The sequence below is a fragment of the Fibrobacter sp. UWR2 genome (assembly GCF_002210285.1).
Lineage (GTDB): Bacteria > Fibrobacterota > Fibrobacteria > Fibrobacterales > Fibrobacteraceae > Fibrobacter.
On the sequence record NZ_MWQE01000003.1, the window covers coordinates 128457 to 149681 of the forward strand.

At 53.4% G+C, this 21225-nt stretch carries 16 protein-coding genes and 1 tRNA gene; 12 read left to right on the top strand and 5 right to left on the bottom strand.

All coding sequences use genetic code 11. From position 1 onward, the window contains the following. From B7994_RS06495 to B7994_RS06510, 4 genes are read left to right on the top strand one after another with little or no spacing between them, the layout of a single operon-like run. On the top strand, positions 1-1251 hold the full coding sequence (locus B7994_RS06495; RefSeq protein WP_088637656.1) for a murein hydrolase activator EnvC: 1251 nt from the start codon (positions 1-3) through the stop codon (positions 1249-1251). Further along, positions 1248-2372 (top strand): DNA polymerase III subunit delta', encoded by a 1125-nt coding sequence (locus tag B7994_RS06500; protein ID WP_088637657.1) that lies wholly within the window; start codon positions 1248-1250, stop codon positions 2370-2372. The genes B7994_RS06495 and B7994_RS06500 overlap by 4 nt, the downstream gene beginning before the upstream one ends. Continuing rightward, entirely contained in the window at positions 2372-4069 is a 1698-nt protein-coding gene (recJ, locus tag B7994_RS06505; protein ID WP_088637658.1) for a single-stranded-DNA-specific exonuclease RecJ, read from the top strand. Before B7994_RS06500 ends, recJ begins: the two co-directional genes overlap by 1 nt. Before the next feature lie 6 nt (positions 4070-4075). Continuing rightward, positions 4076-4588: a hypothetical protein gene (locus B7994_RS06510; RefSeq protein WP_088637659.1), complete on the top strand. Its 513-nt coding sequence runs from the start codon at positions 4076-4078 to the stop codon at positions 4586-4588. A 96-nt stretch (positions 4589-4684) separates the two neighbouring features. On the opposite strand, the gene B7994_RS06515 is transcribed toward B7994_RS06510, so the two are convergent. Both B7994_RS06515 and B7994_RS06520 read right to left on the bottom strand, forming a co-directional pair. Then, the gene (locus B7994_RS06515; RefSeq protein WP_088637660.1) at positions 4685-5110 is read right to left on the bottom strand and encodes a hypothetical protein; all 426 of its coding nucleotides are present in this window, start codon (positions 5108-5110) and stop codon (positions 4685-4687) included. Positions 5111-5130: 20 nt separating this feature from the next. After that, positions 5131-5213: transfer RNA gene (locus B7994_RS06520), tRNA-Leu, on the bottom strand. A 78-nt stretch (positions 5214-5291) separates the two neighbouring features. On the opposite strand from B7994_RS06520, the gene B7994_RS06525 reads away from it, so the two are divergent. The 5 genes from B7994_RS06525 to B7994_RS06545 all read left to right on the top strand — a co-directional run bounded on the left by B7994_RS06525 (position 5292) and on the right by B7994_RS06545 (position 15980). After that, entirely contained in the window at positions 5292-5798 is a 507-nt protein-coding gene (locus B7994_RS06525; RefSeq protein ID WP_144063778.1) for a hypothetical protein, read from the top strand. Positions 5799-6035: 237 nt separating this feature from the next. Beyond that, entirely contained in the window at positions 6036-6590 is a 555-nt protein-coding gene (locus B7994_RS06530) for a Tfp pilus assembly protein FimT/FimU (RefSeq protein ID WP_088637662.1), read from the top strand. 9 nt (positions 6591-6599) lie between these two features. Further along, positions 6600-7109: a hypothetical protein gene (locus tag B7994_RS06535; RefSeq protein WP_088637663.1), complete on the top strand. Its 510-nt coding sequence runs from the start codon at positions 6600-6602 to the stop codon at positions 7107-7109. Positions 7110-7116: 7 nt separating this feature from the next. Then, entirely contained in the window at positions 7117-8523 is a 1407-nt protein-coding gene (locus B7994_RS06540) for a type II secretion system protein (RefSeq protein ID WP_088637664.1), read from the top strand. 8 nt (positions 8524-8531) lie between these two features. Next, positions 8532-15980 carry a hypothetical protein gene (locus tag B7994_RS06545; protein ID WP_144063779.1) on the top strand — a complete coding sequence of 2483 codons (7449 nt, stop codon included), beginning with the start codon at positions 8532-8534 and terminating at the stop codon, positions 15978-15980. 169 nt (positions 15981-16149) lie between these two features. Here B7994_RS06545 and B7994_RS06550 read toward each other — a convergent pair whose 3' ends face one another. Then, positions 16150-17205, bottom strand: a complete 1056-nt coding sequence (locus B7994_RS06550; RefSeq protein ID WP_088637666.1) for an Rpn family recombination-promoting nuclease/putative transposase — start codon at positions 17203-17205, stop codon at positions 16150-16152. 264 nt (positions 17206-17469) lie between these two features. Beyond that, positions 17470-18186: a 2-C-methyl-D-erythritol 4-phosphate cytidylyltransferase gene (ispD, locus tag B7994_RS06555; protein ID WP_088637667.1), complete on the bottom strand. Its 717-nt coding sequence runs from the start codon at positions 18184-18186 to the stop codon at positions 17470-17472. A gap of 144 nt (positions 18187-18330) precedes the next feature. On the opposite strand from ispD, the gene B7994_RS06560 reads away from it, so the two are divergent. Both B7994_RS06560 and B7994_RS06565 read left to right on the top strand, forming a co-directional pair. Continuing rightward, a complete protein-coding gene (locus B7994_RS06560; protein WP_088637668.1) occupies positions 18331-18636 on the top strand; it encodes a helix-turn-helix transcriptional regulator in 306 nt (101 codons plus the stop codon). A gap of 2 nt (positions 18637-18638) precedes the next feature. Then, positions 18639-20165, top strand: a complete 1527-nt coding sequence (locus B7994_RS06565; RefSeq protein ID WP_088637669.1) for an SO_0444 family Cu/Zn efflux transporter — start codon at positions 18639-18641, stop codon at positions 20163-20165. 2 nt (positions 20166-20167) lie between these two features. Here B7994_RS06565 and B7994_RS06570 read toward each other — a convergent pair whose 3' ends face one another. Beyond that, positions 20168-20434, bottom strand: coding sequence for a 2-C-methyl-D-erythritol 4-phosphate cytidylyltransferase (locus B7994_RS06570; RefSeq protein ID WP_144063780.1), 267 nt, complete (start codon positions 20432-20434; stop codon positions 20168-20170). Positions 20435-20624: 190 nt separating this feature from the next. On the opposite strand from B7994_RS06570, the gene B7994_RS06575 reads away from it, so the two are divergent. Then, complete coding sequence (locus B7994_RS06575; protein ID WP_141398409.1) at positions 20625-21224, top strand: tetratricopeptide repeat protein; 600 nt, start codon at positions 20625-20627, stop codon at positions 21222-21224. Position 21225: the final 1 nt, after the last annotated feature.

The following is a 21225-nucleotide window of genomic DNA, read 5'->3' on the forward strand; positions in this document are numbered from 1 at the left end:
ATGCGTTTGCTTGTCGCCCTGCTCTGCCTGCTTGTCGGTGTTTCGCTTGCCGCCCCCAAAAAGACGGATGCGCAAATCAAGGAACAGCGTACCGCCCTCAAGAAACTGGAATCGGACCTCGCCAAAAAGCGCGAGGAACTGGCCCTCATCGAGACCGAGGAGAAGGGCGTGCTCAACACGCTTTCGCTCTTGGACCAGAACCTGAACCAGACCCGCATATACATTACCGAACTCTCGAAGAACGAGGCACTAGTGCAGAAGGCCGTGGAACAGCTTTCGCGCGATATCGACTCGCTTGACCAGAAGATTGCCGTGCGCAAGGAGGCGATGAAGAAGAGAGTCCGCAAGCTTTACGTGAACGGGCGCTACAGCGATGCAGAGGTCCTGTATCAGCTGCTTACGCAGAAGGGGAACCCCGAACGCCAGGCCTACTGGGTGCACCATGTGCTGAACGAGGACCGCATACAGGTGGAAACTCTCACCTCGATGGTGCAGGAGCGCGACGAGAAGAAGCGCAGCGAAGAGGAACACCTTGCGGAACTGAACCGCCTGCGCACAAAGAAGGCGAGCGAGGAGAAGGGACTGGTGAACCAGGTGGGTAGCCAGGAAAAGATGCTCCTTTCGCTCAAGCACGACAAGGCGATGCAGCAGAGGGCGTTGCAGGAATTCGAACGCAACCAGAAGGTGATGCAGAAACTTATCGAGAAGCTCGAGGAAAAGCGCAAGAAGGAAATCGAGGCCGCACGCAAGGCCGAAGAAAAGCGCAAGGCGGAAGCCGCCCGCAAGAAGAAGCAGAAAGAGAAGGAAAAAGAGAAGAAGGTCGTGGAGAAGCCGAAGAAGACGATTGCAGGTTCGGTCAAGGGCCCGAAGTGCATGCCGCTCGAAGGCGAGGTCATCAGCAACTACGGCCTGCAGGAACACCCCGTGCTGCATATCGCCACGAGGAACCTCGGCGTGGAAATTCGCGGAAAGCGTGGCCAGTCCATTCGTGCCGCGGCCGCGGGTACGGTCGCGATGGTCGCCGAGATTGATGGTCGCGGACCCTCGGTGATTATCGAGCACGAGGGCGGAACGTACTCCGTGTACGGGCATCTGCGTTCCATTCGCGTGCAGGAAGGCAAAGAAGTACGTAATTGCGAAGAAATTGGCGAAGTGGGCGATATCGCGAGCCTAAATGGAATTAAATTGTACTTTCAAGTTAGCGAGGGCACCCAGACGGTGGACCCGCTTCAGTGGTTGAAGAGTAAATGATTAACTATCGGCTAAATGGTCCCGTGTCCCAGGAACGCCAGCGTATCCGCGTGATGGCGGCGCTCCGCGAGAACCGATTCCCGCAGGCTATCCTCATCGATGGCCCGGGGGGCATTGGCAAGAAGGCCTTGGCCATGGAAATCGCGAAGGCCCTGCAGTGTACCGACGCAAACGAGCGCCCCTGCGGGCACTGCTTTGGCTGCAAGATGGCCGCCGACCCGGGCGTGACCGACAACTGGCTGTTCCCGATGGAATCCAAGGAAGTGCAGGCCAGGAGCGCCGACAACGTCTCTGCGGGCAGCAAGGCGAAGACAATCCAGGATATCAAGCAGGAATATATCGAGCAGATTATCGCGAATCCCTACCGCACGGATATCTTCAGCGCGGCAGGCGAGATTTCCGTGAGCCTCATCCGCTCGATGACGGGTTCGTTCGCCATGAAGGGTGACCGCGTGCGCGTGGTCATCGTGGCCGAGGCCGACCGCATGAACGATTCCGCCGCGAACGCCTTCCTGAAGACACTCGAGGATGTCCCGCCCGATACGTACTTCATTTTGACCGTCTCTTCGCGCGACCGCCTGCTGCAGACGATACGCTCGCGCTGCCTCGCCCTGCACCTGCTCTCGCTGAGCGATGCGGAGGTCCGCCAGGAGACCCTGCGCATGCTCGGGCCCGACGCCGACGAGGAAAGTGTTTCTGCCGACGTGATCGGGCTTGCGGAAGGTTCGCCGGGAAAGGCGCTCTACTATGTGGACCACGCCCAGGCGCAATGCAGGCTTGCCGCGGACTTTGTCGTGCATAGCCTCAGGAACGAATACGCCGAACTCTTCGACAGGCTCGAGGACGAGTCCCTCGGGGAGGTCGCCGAGGCGAACGGGTTCCTGGAGGTCCTCTCGTTCCTCATTTCCGATATCATGCGCAAGGAATCGGGCGCACCGCTTAGGCTCCCGGATACCATGGCGCAGCTGGATATGGACGCCTTCCCGCGTATCGATGCCACTGCACTCGAAATCGCGCTTGCGACCGTGCAGGAAACGATATCGAGGATTGCGAGCCGCCGCACATCGCCGATGGTGTGCCTGCAGTCGCTCGCGATAAAACTTTTCGAGGGTTCCAAGTAATGCTGGATACCGTCTCCTCAACCCTTGCGAGGGAACTGAAGATTCCCCATCTGGTGGCAAGGTTCCTTGTCTCGAGGGGCGTGTGCAACATTGTTGCCGCGAGCCGTATCTTGAGCGAGGGTGACGAAGCCGAACTTTCGCCGTGGGGCATCAAGGGCATGGAAGACGCCGTGCGCTGGATTCTCGACGTTCGCGAAAAAAAGCAGAAGATCTTTATTTTCGGCGACTACGATCTAGACGGGATGACCTCGGTAACGCTCCTTTCGCGGAGCTTTGCGCAGATTGGAATCGAGACGGACTGGAGACTGCCGAACAGGTTCGGTGACGGCTACGGCCTCTCTGTTTCTGCGGTCGACGAGATGTTTGAAGCCGGAGCACGTTACGTGGTGACGGTCGATACCGGCATTACGGCGAACGACGAAATCGCTCATGCCAGGGAACTCGGGATGCACGTGATGGTCATTGACCACCACCAGCCTTCGGGCGACGCGCTCCCTCCGAGCGACGTTCTCCTGGACCCGCACCAGGAAGGTGACTCTTACTCCAATCCCGAGCTCTGCGGTGTCGGTGTCTCGTACAAGTTTATATGTGCGCTGTACGAACGCCTCGGGATGCCCTCTCCGGCAGAGATGCTTGACTTGGTGGCGCTTGGAACTTTGGCCGACCTCGTGCAGATGACGCCCGAGAACAGGATGTTTACCAAGAAGGGGCTGCGCCGCCTGCAAGAAAGCTGCTTGCCAGGGATTCAGGCTCTTTACGCATCGCTCATGAAGCCCGGGAGTTGCGTGGGCGGAATCGACGTGATGTACAAGTTTGCGCCCCTCCTGAATGCGCCCGGGCGCATGGAAAAGCCCGACCCCGCGCTCAAGCTGCTGCTGTGCCCCGACAATACGAGTGCCCCGCAGCTGCTTGCCGAACTGAAGGACTGGAACACGAAGCGCAAGCAGAAGGAAGCGGAAATTACCGAGATGGCGATGAAGCGCGTCAAGGAAATCTACGGTGAAGAGATCCCGAAGGTCCTTGTGGTGGACGGCCCCGGCTGGCATGTGGGCGTCATCGGGATTGTTTCTGCAAAGCTCGCGCAGGAATTTTCGCGCCCTGCCGCCGTCCTCTCTATAGTGGACGGCATGGCGCATGCTAGCGCACGCGCCGTGCCAGGTTTCAACTGGCACAGGGCGCTCCACGAAAGCAGGGACCTGTTCGACCGCTGGGGCGGCCATGCGAACGCAGCCGGCTTCTCGCTCCCTGCAGACAAGATCGACGAACTGCGCGGGCGCCTGGATGCCTCTGCAAGGGAGCAGGGCTATACCGGCGGAGTGCCTGCGGAATGCGGCACGCGCAGCTACGACATCGTGGTTGCCTTGCGCGAACTCGTTGTCGAGGGAACGCGCAGCCGCATATACAAGACCGTACTCGATTATTTCGACCGCATGGAACCCTTCGGCGGGAACTTCCCGTACCCCGTGTTCAAGGCCGAAGATGTCACGGTCCACAAGGTCAAGGAACTGCGCGGTGGTCACCTCCAGCTCGAAATTTCGCAGGCGGGTAGCCCCGTGTTCTCGGCAATCGCCTTCGGGCTCGGCAAGTGCAAGGAAAAACTCAAGGAGACCCGCAAGGCTACGGTCGTGTTCGAGCCTACGTGGAACTACTTCAACAACAAGAAGACCTTGCAGCTCTGCATCAAGTCCATCGAGTAGATTTGTATGCGCAAGCTGTTGCCCTATCTCTTTTCGTTTCTCGCGGTCGCCGTCCTGGCGGCTTATATCGTATATGAAGGTTACCGCGAGCTCAGGAGGGTTGCTCCCCCTCAGCCCAAGGAAGAAGTCGTCGAGGAAGTCGAGCCCGAGGAACCGGGAACCTTTCACGGTCGCGTCGAGTTGCCTGCGGTAGACGATATCCTGGTGCTCTCGAACAGTGCCGACCGCGACATCGAAAAACTCTACACCTATTTCGAAGGCCGGTCAGCAGGCCTACACTGGATTGCGCAGGCCTATTTCAAGAAGCATAGGCATTCCGACGATGTGGTGGTGGGGCTTCGCCTGGCAATCGATTCGCTGGGCAACTTCGTTTGTAACGGGATAGAGTTCACGAACGCCGAGGACGAGTCGCTGGGCGAGGCGATACGCCTGCACATCGAGGCCTACTGGCGATACAGGAAGAGTGAATCGGGTACGACGGAACTGTGGCTCCCTGTGCGCTTCCGCGCCATTAATTAGCCTGCATCGTCATCCCCGCTAACCAGCATCGTCATCCCCGCGAAGGCGGGGATCTTGTTGGCTTACATCGTCATCCCCGGCTTGACCGGGGATCTGTTAGCCCTTGAGAATTTTCAGCAGCTGTTCCGTGCGCTTCTCGATGAGGATGAACGCCTCGAACATGCGGGCTTCGCGCCACTTGGTCAGGTACTTCGCGCGCCATTCGGCAGCGACCAGGTCGGGAGCCTCGGGAGCGTCCTCGTTCCTGTACCACACTTCCTTGGTGATTTCCTTGATCATGTCGCCCATCTCGGCGGCGGGCTGGAGGCTGCCCTTGCACAGCAGCAGGGCGCGCAGGTTGTCGAGCAGCACCTCGTCGCTCGGGTTGTCCGAGTCGTCGCGGGCGCAGTCCCAGATTTCACCGCGGTGGCGTTCCGTCCAGCCCATGAGGTGCTTCTCGGTGCGTTCAAGTTCGCCTTTCGCGAGTTTTTCCTCTACCGCTTCGCGCGGGTAGTAGATGCTGTTCGGATAGAATTCGATCATGGTATTGCCCTAAAGGTTAATGCCCGGGGCGGGACTTGAACCCGCACGAGGTTGCCCCCAAGGGATTTTAAGTCCCCAGTGTCTACCATTCCACCACCCGGGCAGGTGTGCGTGCCAAATATACAAAAAATAACGGAATCGGTATGCTCCCTGAGTGCGAACAAATTGCTAGATTGTGGACATGAAACGTTTAGCATTGACAATTGCCATCCTCTTGGCTTCGGCCGGGTCCGTTTTTGCCGGCGATATTTACGATGAATTCAGGGAACAGCTCGCTTCTATCCGCGACAGCTATGTAACTAGCCTGAACATGGCCATTGAAGACGCCAACAGCAATGGCGATGCTTCCGGCTGGTTCTGGATGCGTGACCAGGGCCTTGCCGCCACCTGGAAGGATCTGGACTTCGAACCGCCCGAATCCCCCCTCACTGTCAAGGAAATCCCCTACGGCTTCCGCATCTCGGGCAGCATTAGCGGCTTCGGGATCGATATCGAGGTGTTCGTATGGACGCGCGATTCCGATGTCCAGTACACCGTCACATACCGTTCGAGTGCAAACGCGAGCATGAAGGAGGTGGTGAGGGAAGTGTTCGTGAACGAGCAGTCCGACTACCCCATGAAATGCGCGAAGGGGGCGGTGGCCTGCTATAACGGAAAGTCCACCTTCGGCAAGCTCAAAAAGAAGTAGGGCCGGATCGGCCGTCAGAACCCCGAAATTGCGTAAAAAAAACGAAAAATCGCACTTTTAGGCGAATTTCCTCACATGAGTAAATAAAACTTTACCGCTTTCGGGTTTTTATATATATATTTCGAGATAGCAGGGGCGCCGAATGGCGCCTTATGCGTGTTTTGTCGTACTTGGAAAATACGAAAATTACTAACTTCTTGTAAGTCAAAGAGTTACGGTTTTCGCTGGAGAGAGTGTATGTTGAATGCGTGTTCGGATAAGCGCGGCTTTACTTTGGTCGAAGCGCTCGTGGTGGTCGCCATCATTGGCGTCCTCTCCGGTATGGGAGTGGCTAGTCTCCGTGGTGCCGTCGCGAACAGCCGCATCAAGGACGCGGGTATCAACGTGACCGCATTTGTGCAGAGCGCGGCGAACGAAGCGACGCGGTTGAACGAGAAGTTGTGCGTTGTCGTCTCGAACCAACATACCATGAAGCTTTACAAGGGCGCGTGTGGCAGCACCTTCGAGGAAGGGAATCTGCTGAACCAGCTTGTCCTGGAGGCCGGCAACAAGTTCATAACGGCGAGCAACAACGTGAACTGCCCGGAACTGGGCGAGTCGCAGAGAAGCCCGAAGACATCCATGGAACTCGTGCCGAAGGTGGGCGTGTCGCCGATACCTACGGGCTGCTTCCTTGTCCGGTATGGCGAAACGGACCGCTTTGCCGCCTCTATCAAGATGCCGAGCAGGTTCCCGATGTACTACAAGCTGAGTTACGACAGCGGAAGCGAAAACAGCTGGTTTGAATTCTAGGTGGGTTTTATGGGTAAGAATCTGAAGAGCAAGAAAGGTTTCGGTATCACGGAAGTGCTTATCTCCGCGGTGGTTCTCGGGCTTTTGTACATGGCTGTCCTCCACATGCAGACAGGCAACCGCGAGGCGCTCTTGCGTATACGCGGCCGTGACGGCGCCATCGAGGTGGCACAGCAGGTTATCGATTCCCTGAACCGTATCGGGCTTGCGTCGATCCCGGACCCGTCTATACCGCCGGCCGAAGGCGATGAAGATGAACTGGATGCCGCCGGCAACTATGTGTGGCACTGGGGTGCGATCTCGCGTTCGTGGGACCGCGGTGACAAGGTGGGCGGCGGACAGGCGACAATCGACTATACCCCGACGGTGACCGTCATGCCGACATCGGACTATGTCGTGACGGATTCGTCGAGTCTCGAAAAGGTAAACCATGTGTTCGCGAAGCAGGTGAACGTGCAGGTGTCCTGGCAGTTCAAGGGTTCCACGCAGTCCATCAACATGTCGACGGTAATTCGGTAGGTAGAGAATGAAAAAGACCAGTCACAGTCAGATGCTACTTCGCAAGGCGGGCTTCACGCTCGTCGAACTCTTGGTGTATATCGCCATCTTGGGTATAGTGGTCATTGTGGCGGGCCAGGCGTTCAGCAACTCGACCAAGATACGCGTGCGTACGCAGAGCATGCTCAAGGCATCCGAGGTGGCAGAGAACGTGGCGACCTTGTTCAAGACGGACGTCGCGCAGACCGGCGCGAAGAGTTCGATGGAAGCCGGTACTACGGATGCCGGTAATAATTTTGGTGCGGTTCATACCACCGTCTATATGGACCCGACGAATTCCTCGTCTAGCAATGTGGACCAGTCCTCGTTCCGGATATCTTCCAGCAGCAATTACAGCGACTTGACCATACGTCGCCTTCGCTATGATGCAAACGGCTATTACCAGGCTACCGAAGAAGTTCGCTGGTATGTGGAGGATAAGATTCTCAAGCGTTCCTGCAAGCTTATCGAGAAGAAGGCCGGGTTGACTCTTACCGATGATGACCCGTGTGCAGATGTCGGCTCATCTCCCGATGGAATCGAAATGGCCTCGGGAGTCGAGACTTTCCTTGTCCAGGCGGCAAAGCCCAGCGTGGAAACCGCTAACGAACAGGTGTTCCCTGCTTCCGATGCGGGTGGAACCTTCAATTTCTATTCAAGGTCGGGTGACATGAAATACGTGGGACTCTCGACCGCAAGTGCAACTGGAGAAGCGGGCGTTGGAGGAACAAGTGTCGTCCTGACCAATTTCTTCTCGAATTTCGACAATACGACCCAGGATGTCATTGAGGAGACAAGCCAGAAACTCAACCAGGTCCTTGCTATGGAGAATAACACACTGGAAGGGACGCACACGTGGGCGAGCGCTTGTGAGAAGATTACCCTTGAGGAAGGGCAGGTGTACGAGATTTCCTTCAATGTGGATCCTCCGACCGGAGTAGGAGACGAAAAGAACAGGAGCCTTTCCTTTGTTCCTGGGGTGGACCACATGTCTGTTGGATTCAGGAGCGTGACTACGGGCGACTTCCCGAGAAAGGGTGGCGCTAAACTGATCGACGACTTCCTATTTTTCCCGCCGCTCGATGCCAGCAAGGGTAGCGGCAAGCGTACCATGCGCTTCACTGTTCCGGAAAAGATTGAAAACGTGTGTCTGGCGTTCACGTTTGCCTGCTATTCTCCCCTGGTTCATCAGGGAAGGCTTAAAATATCTTACTTGAAATTGAAGAAGGTTGCCGGAACGAATTATGTATTCGATAACGGATACAACCCTGAATCTCACAAGAACGACAAGAAGAATATCAAGGCGCTCAAGTTGACACTAAAAATTGAGCGCAATGGAGAAGGTGGTAGCAGCGAAGTTGTCGTGCCTATCCCGAGCAACGGCCCCACTGACTAGGAGAATGTATGGATAAGAAATTACAACAGCATCGTCATTCTCGCGCAGGCGAGAATCTGTCGCCAAGGGCGGGTGTCTCTCTTGTCACCGTTTTGCTCTTCATGCTTGTGGCGACAATCGCTGCAACGGCTACTTACAAGTGGCTGACTTCTGAAGGCCGTTCCTCGGGTTCGCGCCTGCAGAAACAGATGGCGTACCAGAGCGCTATTGCGGGTATCGATAATGCTCGCGCTTGGATGACATTCCATGCAAATGATGTCGGCGCACTTGTCAAGCAGTATAAGGATGGGAACTACGTTCCTATTAACCTCGATGCGAATCTGCGCTCGTTGCAGCGCCCTGGGCAGAATCATCACGTCTGGCTGGTCGGCGTGAATGCTCCTACAGATGGTTCCACGTATAAGTTGAAGATCTTGTCGTCTGGTGAAGCGAGCGGCGGTGCAAGGCATAGCGAAGTTGCCATTTTCAATGTGAACGGTTTGTACCAGGTTACACTCCCCGAAGAGGAGCATCCTAAAAAGAAAATCCCGTTCGATTATGCATACTTTGGCGGAAGTTACGATGGTGCCGGTTCCCTCACGATGACATCGGCTATCGTTAACGGTAACTGGTATGGAAACCCGCAGGGGATTGAGAAGAAGTTCGTGGTGACCGGAAACGCAGACCTTACGGGTAACGATGTCCGTATCGGAGAATTGGCCTGTGTGGGCGGAAATATGAATCCCGAAAACCAGGGCTTAAATGGTAAGGATATCTATGTCGGCAAGAATTTCACCGGCAACATGGGACATCTTTCTGGCAATGCGTATTTCGACGGCGATGTGACTCCCAGTTCGGCAGGTGAGTTCATAATAGACGGGAATGTCACACTGAACGGGAACTTGCAGACGGCTCAGTCGTCAAAGAATATGACCTTTGGCGGGAACCTTTGCCTTGATGAAGATGCCCATATATTGTCGAAGGGTACGAACTATAAGTTTGAAAGCAAAGGTGATGTGTGGATGCCGGGCCCGCAGAACATCTGGTATGGCACCATTAAGTATAGCGGATGTACCTGCGAGAGGGAATTCTGCCCCAGCTGGGGCTGGGGAGGCGGTTGCCAGAAAACTACGACTACTTGCACGAGCGGCGGCAAGATATGGGAAATGACTGGGTGGGCAACGTATACCCTGATTTCTTGTGCCGAGGCGAACCTGTCTTCGGATGGGGATAACTATGCGAAATACGACAAGATTGTTCTGGGTGGCGTGGGCAAGACCGTCTACATAAAGAGCGGGCATTCGTGGAGCGAATACGCCGCGATGGTTGAAAACAAGACATTTACGGAAACAGAGGGCCGCATCATTAAGTGCAACTTGAAACCTGGAGTGATGGCTCCTGATGCAAACCATGGATATTGCGATAACGAACGCCCACATGGCGAACTCGATGTTGGGCCTGGAGAAAAGTGGAAGGGGTATACTTATTCCCCGTATCCGGAAAGGGAATCTAAGGATAAACTGTACTATTCCTATTATCTGGAACCGGGGCATACGGATGTTACGCTGGATGACTTTGTCGATGAATACTGGATATGGTGTACTAGTTGGGCGACAAACATGTTTGGAACAAAATACTGTGAAACGTCGGCTCCGGGCGGAGTCAATGTCTTGACATACTTTGTTGATGGCGAACGATTCTGGGATGGCTATGAAGGCCATGAACGTAAACGTTTGAATTACGAGGGCGGCAAGCCGACCGGCTCGCCCTACTGTACGGACCAGACAGGCATGGGTCCCGGAAATGAATTAAATAGGTATCGTCCCAAGTGTGGTGTGACGCCTTGGTTCATGTCTAATGGAACTGTGACGAATACTCCGCCTTCTGTCAAACCGACATGTGCCGAGGCGGTGAAGGATAGCTGTGACTCTATCTGGGAAAAGAAACCCGGGTGCGACGGATCTTCGTACAAGGTCGATGACGTGTTGGTTACGGCCAGGGCTAAGTTCGAACCCTACGCAAGCAAGGGTTGCGCGGCCAGTATTACAAGGTACAATGGTGACCTTGTAACCAAGCTGAACCAGTGCTACGAAGAGAACAAGAACGATGCGACCAAGCGGGAGACGAATCTCTACAATGGATACCTAGTGGTTAAGGTTTCCGGTGGTACGAACAGTACGAACCCTGCGGGAACGTTAGATGGTAAGTTCATCATTATCGCCCAGGACGCGCTCTATACGAAACTTCCGCCAACAACAGAAGGCTCCTCGGTTCTCCTGTACTTGGAAAAGGGGGCCAACACGCTCAACGACGTGACGGTTTCGAATTACTTCATCTACACGGAGGGTGACATCGGTTCTGGTAACCAGTTCAATCTGACCGGAACTATCTATGCAACGGCGGAATCCTGCGCTGGCCTTGGCAAGTTGCAGTCTTCCTCGCTCACGTACAACCAGCAACTGGTAGATGACCTGTCGGCTGCGGGCGTTATATGCCCGAACGACGGTACTGTTTGTGGTGGCACTGGTAGCGGAGGCTCTGGTGGTAGCAGTGATCCTTCGGGATCTACGTCTGGTGAAGAAGAAGAGTCCTCGACTCCGTCGAATGGAACGGATGCGTACTATATTTCGATGGCCCCGCAACTGGGCGTGACCTTGGAATCCCAGTACGAGAACAACGAGGCTCTGCCTACTAGCAACAACCAGGCAACTCTTTCTCCGTCGTTTATCGTGCTTCCGCGTGTGCTCTACCTGCCCTCCGACCCGTTCGGCGAACTGCGGGACTACTACAACGTGCTCCCGCTGAATGGCTCCACGTTGAAGAAGGCCGATGTGAGCGTCAACTCCTGTATCGGCGCTGCAGGCGGCATTCCTACTTCGGGCAAGTTGTATTCGGGAACGGCGCTTTCCAAGGGCATCTACAAGTGTACTGCCAAGGCAGGCGGCTATGATGATGTCCCGTTCTGGGTGGTTATCGGTAATAATCACCGCGGCTCCCTGCCGATAACGTTTGTTGATCCTGACCAGAAGATTACGGCAGGTGGCAGCAAGACTGTTCAGGTGGTTGTACCCCCGAATACGCCGTCGGTATCGTTGGCTGTGAATTGCCCGAGTGCTGATGACCATTGGAGTTACACGCTGGAATCCTCTGGGCAAAAGCTGGATGGAACGACGACGTGTGTTTTCCCCATTCAGGGAGATGCGTCTACGAACAAGGTAGTGGATTTGTTTACGGTGACGACGGATGCCGAAGCAACGCATGGCTCCATCACCTTCCAGTTGCTCACGGGCGAGAATTACAGCATTGGTAGCCCCTATACATCAATGGTACACATGGCGAGTAACGCAACGCTCGACAGGGAAGAAGTCACGGCGACGGATATCGCTAACTACTGTAGCGACCATCCGGCTAATTGCCCGCCCGAAGGGCAACGAGGCGAGTCCGCTTGGCCCAATTGTACCACGAATGAGACATGGGTTGAACCGACAGGCATCACCTATGGTACAGAAATCAAGAACTCTCGCTGGAACCTTATCGTTGGCGGCTCGGGCACGTTGCAACTTGCCGGCCACGACATTACGAATTGCGTGGCGATTGTTCCCAATGAAACTATCGATGTTTCGGAAATTAATGCGGACGATACAAAACAGCTCCGTGCAAGCCTGAAGGCACTCAAGCGTACCATCAAGTTGACATTTGTGGGCCAGATAACGGACGACCCCGTGATATCGATTAGTGTCGATAACACTCCGTCTGAATGTAAGTACAGTGAATCTGGTGATGACAAGTCTTGTTATGTGACGGCATTTAGCGGCCAGTCGGTGACGTTGAGTATCAATAGGACCTCTTATCCCAAGTTCAACTACTGGGATTGTTCCGGTATTAGTTGCCCCGTCACAGATCCGATTTCTAGCGAAACATATAATGCATTTACCATCAAGGACGATAACTCGGTGGTGTATGCGCATTTCAACGAGGCCGATAGGCACTGTTTCTTCGACGAATTCAAGTCCGGTACTCTCCAGTGCAGTTATGCCGAGACGGAGTACTGTGTCGACAAGTGTGGCGATGCCGCCGATGCGACCTGTGTTGGCGTAGTTGACGGTAGTGGTGTGTTCACCAAGTCCAAGTGGCATCTGGTCTCTGGCAGGCTGGGCGATATCGATGTGGTGTCTGGGAATATTTCCCTGCACCGCTCGGGCCGTAGCACCGCCGATCCTGTCACCATCTTGAGTACGGTAAATGCGGGTACATACGGAACCCTGAAGGCTCTGTTCCAGTTGCCTAGGGAAACCTCGAGTCACAACCGCAATTCGCAGGAAATTTCCAAGTCGGGATTCTTGCTGCATTCCAATACGACAGGTAGTGAATACTTGATGCTGAATATGTTCATCGGGCAGAACGGCTACTTGGAAGCACAACTGTGCAACAATAGCGGTAGGTGCTTGAACGGTGTGCTGAAGGATGCTAACAACAATCCTGCTCCGGTCTATTCCTCGAGCATGATAATGATGTCTGCGACAATCGGTATCGATGGCTACCTTGCCATCGCGGCATTTACGGGCAACTACTATGGGAGTCCGACGGAATACGACCTGGTGTTCAATCTGAATGATATTGGTACTAGTTACATGGACGTCGCCCATGAGTTTGTCGGATTCGGCCTTGCCGATGCCAGCTTCAAGCTTTACGGTATTGGCTGGAAGAGTGATACCTATTCGGCGGAATGTCACGATACTTACCCGACGGTCAAGTGCTCCTTTGCGGCTGTGGCCACAGATGGCGTGATTCCGACGGAAACCTATGTAAAGCCGTGGATAGGTCATTCGGGATGGTTTGATACAAAGAAGTATAGCGGTTGTACCGAAAAGTTCTATTACATCGGAGCGGACGCCTGTTCTGGCTCGGCAACCACTGAGACGTTGTGCCCGTCGAATGGCTACAACTTTAAAACGAATGGATTGCATGGCTATAAGGAAGGCACGACCGATGTGAAGACGGCTAAGGCCTGGCTGGAATGCTCGGTTAATTCGGAAGATGCTCCCTGGGCGCAGGAAACCGAGAGCGAACGCGCCCATTGCGGAACGTTCTGGACAGGGGTAATCAAAGAGTGTTCTGACCTCGTTGAAATTACGGATGCGGCTAATTTGACTCTTTCGGCTGGGCAGGAGACCACGGCTTCCTTGACGAATGCCGTTAACTTGCGTGGAACCTCTATTGCTGTTGAATTCAACGAGAATTCCGGCATAGACGTGGAAGTCTGGCTGATAAGTGAAAATAGCAGTTGGGGCGCTCAGGGCTATGCCAGCAAGTCCATCATTGTGACGAGCAAGGTTGGCCGCTTTAGTGTAGATACGGCGATGACCGCCGGTATGGATGGCTTTGACCCGGAAAAGGTTACGCAGATTGTGTTCAAGAATCGTACGAATTCAGCGCTTACGGTGAAGAGTGTTGTTGCTTCTTGTAAGAACGCGGTTGATATTGAGGGTTGTACTGCTGACTTTGCAGATGGCAAGTGGACCATTCTGATTGACGTCAAAAACAAGGATAACGTCGCTACATACGGTGCCGAGGCAAAGGTTGATGGTGCGACCGTGTTCGATACGACAGACACTAATCCGAATCAGTCCAGTGAAAAGATTCTGTTCGAGAAGGCGGATAATCCCTATGCGGAATACCAGGGCAAGAGGTACGACATTTCGGCGTCCATCGTGAACAAAACTGGCTCGATGGCCTCGAAGTCTTGCGATGTAACCCCGTCGATTATTGGTAGCGTTACGCGTTCTTGTAGTGTGACGGGCTCGCCGAAAAAGCAGGGCGATGGCCTGCCGCGACTCAATATAAACCTTGATGGTTGCCCCACTGGTGGCTGTCAGTACGAAGTCTATATTGGCGATGCTATGCTGGATGGCTATCCGAAATCGGGTAGTGGAACGATTAATGTAACGCCTGATGGCAACGGCAGTACGCCTTCTGGTGAAGGGGCTACCGCTACCGCCGACTATCCTGCGGGTACATATACCTATAAGGTCAAGAGTCCGGTTGGCTCCTCTTATCCGTTTGCTGATTGTGAAACGAGTTTTGAGATTCAAGAAAAGAGCAATAGCAATAGTGGAGATGTGAGAACGGAATGTAATTTCGATAACGCAAACATTACTCAGCCGGGTGCACAGGCGACGTTTAGATTCTCCGTACATGAAAAGGGTATTGACATCTGTAATCGTAAGTATAAGTTGATGCTTGGAACGGATAGCATTGCTGGTGGTACAACGAGTTGTGGTAGTAATCAACCGGTAAATATTCAGGGAACTCTTACCGCCCAAAGTGAATCGTATGTACTTTATGTGATGGATGATGATGATGAGTATCAACAATCTTGTACAGCAAGTCTTACGGTTGCTGATATAGGGTTGTCATGTTCTAATAACGGAAACTTCCATGTGGAAGTATCAAATCCATGTGTGAATAATGCCTGCCCATATCAAGTGAAAAGGATATATAGGGGAGATACGACTTCCTTGACGGGTGCGTCTGGGCAGAATCTTGGAACTTCGCCCTACAACTTTACCATAAGTGATTATGGTAAGTATGTATTGTTTGTGAATGGCGAAGCGACGGATTGTATTGTTTCGTTGTCCATGAATGTGCCTGGATTTGCTTGTCCTGTGTCAACCGATGTGACGGTTGGTCAATCAGTCGCTTTTGTCTTGGGAAGTGTTACTGGATGTAGCGAGAACGAAGAAGATTGCTCTTATGTTGTTGAAGGAACCTCTTCGTATGGTTCTGCTTACAAGAATGGAGCTCTTAATTCTTTCACGGATGCTTCAGTAACTAGTGCTACAACTAAGGCGTATACAGTGATATTGACAAATGAAGCGGGATCAACATCACATGATTGCTCTGTGAAGTATGATGCAGGAAATACTGGCGGAGGCAATGCTACTTGTGCTGTGAGTAAAGATAGCGTTATGGCGGGAGAGCAGAATTTGGTCCTGTCTGTTTCTGGGATGAACCCGGCTCCGACTAGTGATATTCAAATTCCTATGATATGCGATGGAAAAACTTTAACTACGCCAACTTGCAGAACGGGTGGGTCTTGTGATAACGTGAACTTTACGGCGCCAACTACACCTGGAAAATATATTTGCACTTTCGAAAAGGACGGGTATAATCCTTGTGCAACGTTGCCGACATTTGTTGTTGCACCTCCGGTTAGTTGCAGTGTTACTGCAGAAACTGTTTCTGCAGGGACTCAGATAACATTCTCGGGAACTGCAAATACCAATTGGGGTGCTCAGGCGAATTCTTGTGGTTTTAAGATAAATGGAACCTGGCGAAATGGTGATCAAAACCAGAATTTTACTACAGGAACGATGACCTATACGGTTAATGCAACGACGACATTTAGTATTGAATGTACCCAGGGACAAGCTCCTGCCGCGGCACGAGTTTGCACAAAGGTTGTAACAGTAGAATAATTAACGCAAACACTAAATTTCATAACCTCGCTTCGGCGGGGTTTCTTTTTTGCGCGTTGTCGCTTGACTTGGCACAATTCGGCTGTTTTTTGAGGGGTTTACGGACTAAACAATGGGTGGGCTGTGTTTAGTCCGTAATGCTGTTTTGAAATTTGTTGATGTTGTGAATTTACTGAGCGGGCTCGGCCTTAATCGCGAGAATTTCAGATTCCGGAAGGCCGGTGAACTCTGCGATTTCGTCAATGGGCTTGTTTTTGGCTAGCATCTTTGCGGCTGTTTCACGGGCCTTGCTGTTGGCTCCTTCGGTGATGCCTTCAGCGCGACCTTCAGCTTTGCCCTCGGCTCTGCCCACAGCCAAGCCTTCTGCCTTGCCCTCTGCACGGGCGCGGACCTTCAGCGAGGCCAGATAGTCCAGTTCTTCTTCGGTCATCACCATGTTCTTTGCCTGTTCCTTCAAGAGCTTTTCCGATGCGGTTCCCACAAGAAGGCGCTTGATTGCTTTCGCGATAACGCCGTCATCAAAATCGGGGAGGTCGTCGGATGAACCTGCGTTCTTGAGCAGGTAGAGCCAGCGGTCCTCGGCGGTATTGATTTCTTCGCGCTTCTTGCTGAACTGCGTCAGGTCATACAAAATATACTTAACCTTTTCAGAAAGTGTCAAGCCCTGCTCGTTACGTATAGCCCAGGTGCCGCGGTATCCGGACTGCTTTTCCAGATGGAAGTCGCAAATCCAGATGGCAAAGGTGGGCGGGAATTCGTAACGAAGGTCGTAGCGCTGGGTGCGCTCTTCGTCGGTGAGTTCCCTTGCGGGCTCCTTGAAGAATTCCTGATCCCATTCGTGCTTGCTTTGGAGCATGAACGCACTGTGTTGCAAAAGGATGCGTTCGATGAAGCGGCTGTGCTTCGCCTTCTGCATCTCCACGTTTATGCAGAAGCCGGTCGAGGTCGTGGCGCGAATGTCTAGCCTGAACGTTTTGACCTGCGGGAAAAGGATGTTTACTTCCGTATTCTTGATGGTGACGGCGGTGATGCGGTTGTCGCCTTCCAGTTTGAAGACTCCGTTCAAGAAGTTGATGAGAGCTTGTTCGTCGCTCAGGAACGCCTTGAATGCGGCGTCGTAGAGCGGGTCGAGATAGGTGCGCTTCTTGATTTCTTCGTAAGTCTGCTGAATCCAGATATCACGGGAAATCTGTGCGTAGTCGGGAACAAATTCTTCCTGTTCCATAGGTATTCCTTTGCCGTGATGATGCGGCATTAAAGTGCTTTTTTTTTGTTGAAAATGCACCCGCGTTATAGCGGGTGGAACTCTACGTTGCTCGCCATGGGGCCGGACTCCCCACAGGGTTCCTGTCCTCGAGCCGCGGGCTAGTCGCACCACGCGGAGGGAGGACGGCGTCAAGCAGATAGTTAAACTTCCTGCCCGGATCGAATACGCTGTCAGCAGGATTAGTGTATTGCAATAACAATATATAAAAAATATCGTGCACGGTTAGCGTGTGCGCTTGGTAAAAATCTCGAAGTCTTCGGGCGTGGTGAGCTTGTCGTTCGCGGCGTTGCCCTTCACGATGTAGACGTTCTCGCCGAAGTATTCGAGGATGCTCGCCTCGTCGGTGGGCGTGAAGTCCAGAGGTTCGGCGGCAATGCGCGCGTAGAGTTTTTTCAGCAGCGCGATGGAGGCTGCCTGCGGGGTCTGCGCGAGCCACACGGTATTCCTGTCGATTGTGCTTTCGACCTTGCCGTCTTTTGCAATCTTGATGGTGTCGACTGCGGGCTTGGCCACAAGGCAACTGCCTTTTTCGACAAGCGTGTTGCACACATTGCGGATAATCTCTTCGCTGATGAAGGGACGCGCCACGTCGTGGACCAACACGTATTCAGCGCTGCTCGTGAGGGCGTTCACGCCGTTCTCGACAGACTGCCAGCGTTCGGCTCCGCCCACAACGATTTTCAGCTTGGGGTGGGAGAAATCCTTCTCGAAATGATCCTTCCAGTCGGCGGGGACGGCCATCACGACTTCGGCGATTTCGTCCATGTTGAGGAAGGTCTCCAGACAGTAGCGGTACACGGGCTTGCCGCCCAGGAGCATGAGTTGCTTGGGAATATTGCCGCCCATGCGCTTGCCGAGTCCACCGGCGGGGAGGACTGCCGCGAAGCGCCCTTTGAGGGCTTCCGGAGTGCTTTTCGTGTTAGGATTATCACCTGCCATGCCTAAAAATGTAGAAAAAATGGGATTTTTGTGCCGGACCCCTTGCCGAAACGCTTGTTTTTATCTAAATATGAAAATATGAATATGTGTTCATATATCAAAACGGCGAAAAATTCGAAATAACTAAAACGGCGAGGTGAGGCCATGCAGAACGTGAATCTCGATACCCTGTTCGAACTTTCGGAATTCTTCCGCATTTTCGGCGATACGACGCGAATCCGCATTATCCAGCTCCTGATGGAACACGATGTTTCGGTGAACGACATTGCCGACATGCTCGGGCTCGAACAGTCCGTAGTGAGCCACCAGCTGAGAATCCTGCGCACGGCGAACCTCGTGAAGCCTCGCCGCGAAGGCCGCAAGATGTTCTATGCCCTCGACGATGAACACATCGGTGAAATTTTCAACACGGGCCTGACCCACATCCTTCACAAGAAGAAGGGGAAGTAAATATGGAATTGTTTGCAAATATTTTTGGAGAATTTGTACACGAATTCATCACGTTGTTTTCCGAGATGGCGCCGTTCTTGCTGCTCGGCTTTTTGCTTGCGGGAATCTTGCATGTGTGGGTGCCGAACCACCTGTATGTCCCGAAGATTTCGAAGTCTAATTTCATGTCTGTTCTGTGGGCGGCGCTTTTCGGCGTCCCGCTCCCGATTTGCAGCTGCGGCGTGATTCCTACGTCGATTGCGCTCCGCAAGGAAGGCGCGAGCAAGGGAGCGAGCGTAAGCTTCCTCATCTCGACTCCGGCAACGGGCGTGGATTCCATTCTGGCGACGTACTCGCTGCTCGGCCTGCCTTTCGCGATACTGCGCCCGATTGCGGCTTTCGTGACGGCGCTCTTTGGTGGCGTGTTTACGAATATCGCTACGCGCGGTGAATCTGAAAATGTCCATGTGCAAAATGAAATCGTCGACTTTGACGACTGCGATACCGACCATCATTGCGGTTGTGGGCATTGCGAAGAAGATGAACATGACCACGGTGAACACGAGCATCATGACCATCACGAGCATGAACATTGCGGGTGCGGTGGACATGGCTGCGGTTGCGAAGTGCGCGATGTGCACTCGATGAGTTTTTGGCAGAAGGTGGTAGAAACGTTCCGCTACGGGCTTGTGAACATGGTGGGCGATGTGAGCAAGTGGCTCTGCATCGGTCTTGTGCTGGGCGCCTTGATTTCGGCGTTTGTCCCGAACGAACTGTTCCTCACGCTGCGTGATTACCCGCTGCTCTGCATGCTGGCGGTTCTCGTGTTGGCGATGCCGATGTACACCTGCGCGACGGGCTCTATTCCGCTGGCGCTCGCTCTCGTGGCGAAGGGAATTACTCCCGGTGCGGCTCTGGTGCTTTTGATGGCCGGGCCTGCGACGAGTATCGCGAGCATGCTCGTGGTAGGGAAGGCTTTCGGCAAGCGCACGCTTGTTGCCTACCTGCTTTCCATTGCGGTTGGCGCAATCGGCTTCGGCCTGATTGTCGATACGTTCTTCATGGATACGTTCCTTTCGGCGATGCTCCCGCACGGTTCTGCCGAATGCCACGGCCATGGAGCCCTCGGTGTGTTTGACTACGTGTGTTCCGCGTTGCTCGCGTTCTTCATGATCTATGCGAAGTTTGCACACAAGGGTTGCGGCGGCCATTGCGGCTGTGGAGATGAAAGCTGCGGTTGCGGCGAACACCATCACGAGCATGGCGAAGGTGAATGCCACTGCCATGATGGCCATGAACATGGCGATGCTCATTGTGACCACGACGAACCGGTAGTGCGCACGTACCGCGTGAATGGCATGAGTTGCAGCCATTGCAAGGCTTGTGTCGAGAAGGCGGTGCGCGGATTGGACGATGTTCTGTTTGCAGAAGCCGACGTGAGCCGCAAGGAACTGCTCGTCAAGTGGCACGACGAAGACGATGTCGATGAGGCGGCGCTCAAGAAGGCCGTTGAAGAAGCTGGCTTCGAGTTCGGCGGAAAGGTTAATTAAACCTAATAGGGATTGTCATTGCGAGGCCCTAAGGGGCGTGCCACGTCGTGGACCAGAACGAATTCCGCATTGCTTGTAAGTGCGTTCACGCCGTTCTCTACGGACTGCCAGCGCTCCGCACCGCCTACGACAATCTTCATTTTGCAGGCAATAAGTTCGCCGAGTTTGCCGCCCAGGAGCATCAGCTGTTTGGGAATGTTGCCGCCCATGCGTTTGCCGAGCCCTCCTGCGGGGAGTACTGCCGCGAATTTGCCGTTTAAGTTTTGCATGATGATAAAGATATAAAAGTATTGGAAGGGTGAAAGTGGCGAAATTTTATTTCGCATACGATTTAGAATCGGCGAATCCCTTGACTGTCAATGAGTTACAAATGTTTACAAATATTTACATTATGTGACGTACTTCTTACTTTTTTTTACATAGATTGCTTATGTAAACATAAACAAACAAGGAAGATGAATGTCTCAAGTACATATTGAAACGTGTCCTGGCTGCGGCGCAAGAGTGCAGATAAACCAGAAGGAATGTGAATGGTGCCATGGCCCGATTATCGTTACCACCATGTCCGACATATTCAAAATGACGGCTGCGAACGTTAGCAAGTATTCAAAGTCCTACGAGAGCAACCTGACCGAAGATCCTGATAGCGCCGAGCTGAACAACTCGCTTGGCTTCTGCTACCTGAAGATGGGCTTCTACGACAAGGCCCTGGAAAAGTTTGATAAGGCCATCGAGCGCGACCTGAACAACCCTGAAACGTATCTCTATGCCGCGGCATGCATCCTTGCGGGAAATAAGCCCTTTGTGACTCCCCGTAAGGATATCGATAGGATTGAGACGTATATCAATGCTGCTCTGATGATTGAAGAAAGGGGTATTTTCCGATACTTCCAGGCCTATATCAAGCACGACTTCTTTAAGCGCAAGTTCCTGAATACATCTCCGAAATGGGATGAATGCCTTGCGCAGGCAAATGCGGACGGTCTTTCGCCCGCCGATGTCGAACAGCTCTTCACAATATTAAAGCAGGAAATCCCTTCTGTTTTAAAACTTTCCTAAA

Coding starts and splice junctions, on each gene's coding strand:
- B7994_RS06495 (WP_088637656.1), top strand. CDS start 1: ATGCGTTTGCTTGTCGCCCTGCTCTGCCTGCTTGTCGGTGTTTCGCTT.
- B7994_RS06500 (WP_088637657.1), top strand. CDS start 1,248: ATGATTAACTATCGGCTAAATGGTCCCGTGTCCCAGGAACGCCAGCGT.
- recJ (WP_088637658.1), top strand. CDS start 2,372: ATGCTGGATACCGTCTCCTCAACCCTTGCGAGGGAACTGAAGATTCCC.
- B7994_RS06510 (WP_088637659.1), top strand. CDS start 4,076: ATGCGCAAGCTGTTGCCCTATCTCTTTTCGTTTCTCGCGGTCGCCGTC.
- B7994_RS06515 (WP_088637660.1), bottom strand. CDS start 5,110: ATGATCGAATTCTATCCGAACAGCATCTACTACCCGCGCGAAGCGGTA.
- B7994_RS06525 (WP_144063778.1), top strand. CDS start 5,292: ATGAAACGTTTAGCATTGACAATTGCCATCCTCTTGGCTTCGGCCGGG.
- B7994_RS06530 (WP_088637662.1), top strand. CDS start 6,036: ATGTTGAATGCGTGTTCGGATAAGCGCGGCTTTACTTTGGTCGAAGCG.
- B7994_RS06535 (WP_088637663.1), top strand. CDS start 6,600: ATGGGTAAGAATCTGAAGAGCAAGAAAGGTTTCGGTATCACGGAAGTG.
- B7994_RS06540 (WP_088637664.1), top strand. CDS start 7,117: ATGAAAAAGACCAGTCACAGTCAGATGCTACTTCGCAAGGCGGGCTTC.
- B7994_RS06545 (WP_144063779.1), top strand. CDS start 8,532: ATGGATAAGAAATTACAACAGCATCGTCATTCTCGCGCAGGCGAGAAT.
- B7994_RS06550 (WP_088637666.1), bottom strand. CDS start 17,205: ATGGAACAGGAAGAATTTGTTCCCGACTACGCACAGATTTCCCGTGAT.
- ispD (WP_088637667.1), bottom strand. CDS start 18,186: ATGGCAGGTGATAATCCTAACACGAAAAGCACTCCGGAAGCCCTCAAA.
- B7994_RS06560 (WP_088637668.1), top strand. CDS start 18,331: ATGCAGAACGTGAATCTCGATACCCTGTTCGAACTTTCGGAATTCTTC.
- B7994_RS06565 (WP_088637669.1), top strand. CDS start 18,639: ATGGAATTGTTTGCAAATATTTTTGGAGAATTTGTACACGAATTCATC.
- B7994_RS06570 (WP_144063780.1), bottom strand. CDS start 20,434: ATGCAAAACTTAAACGGCAAATTCGCGGCAGTACTCCCCGCAGGAGGG.
- B7994_RS06575 (WP_141398409.1), top strand. CDS start 20,625: ATGTCTCAAGTACATATTGAAACGTGTCCTGGCTGCGGCGCAAGAGTG.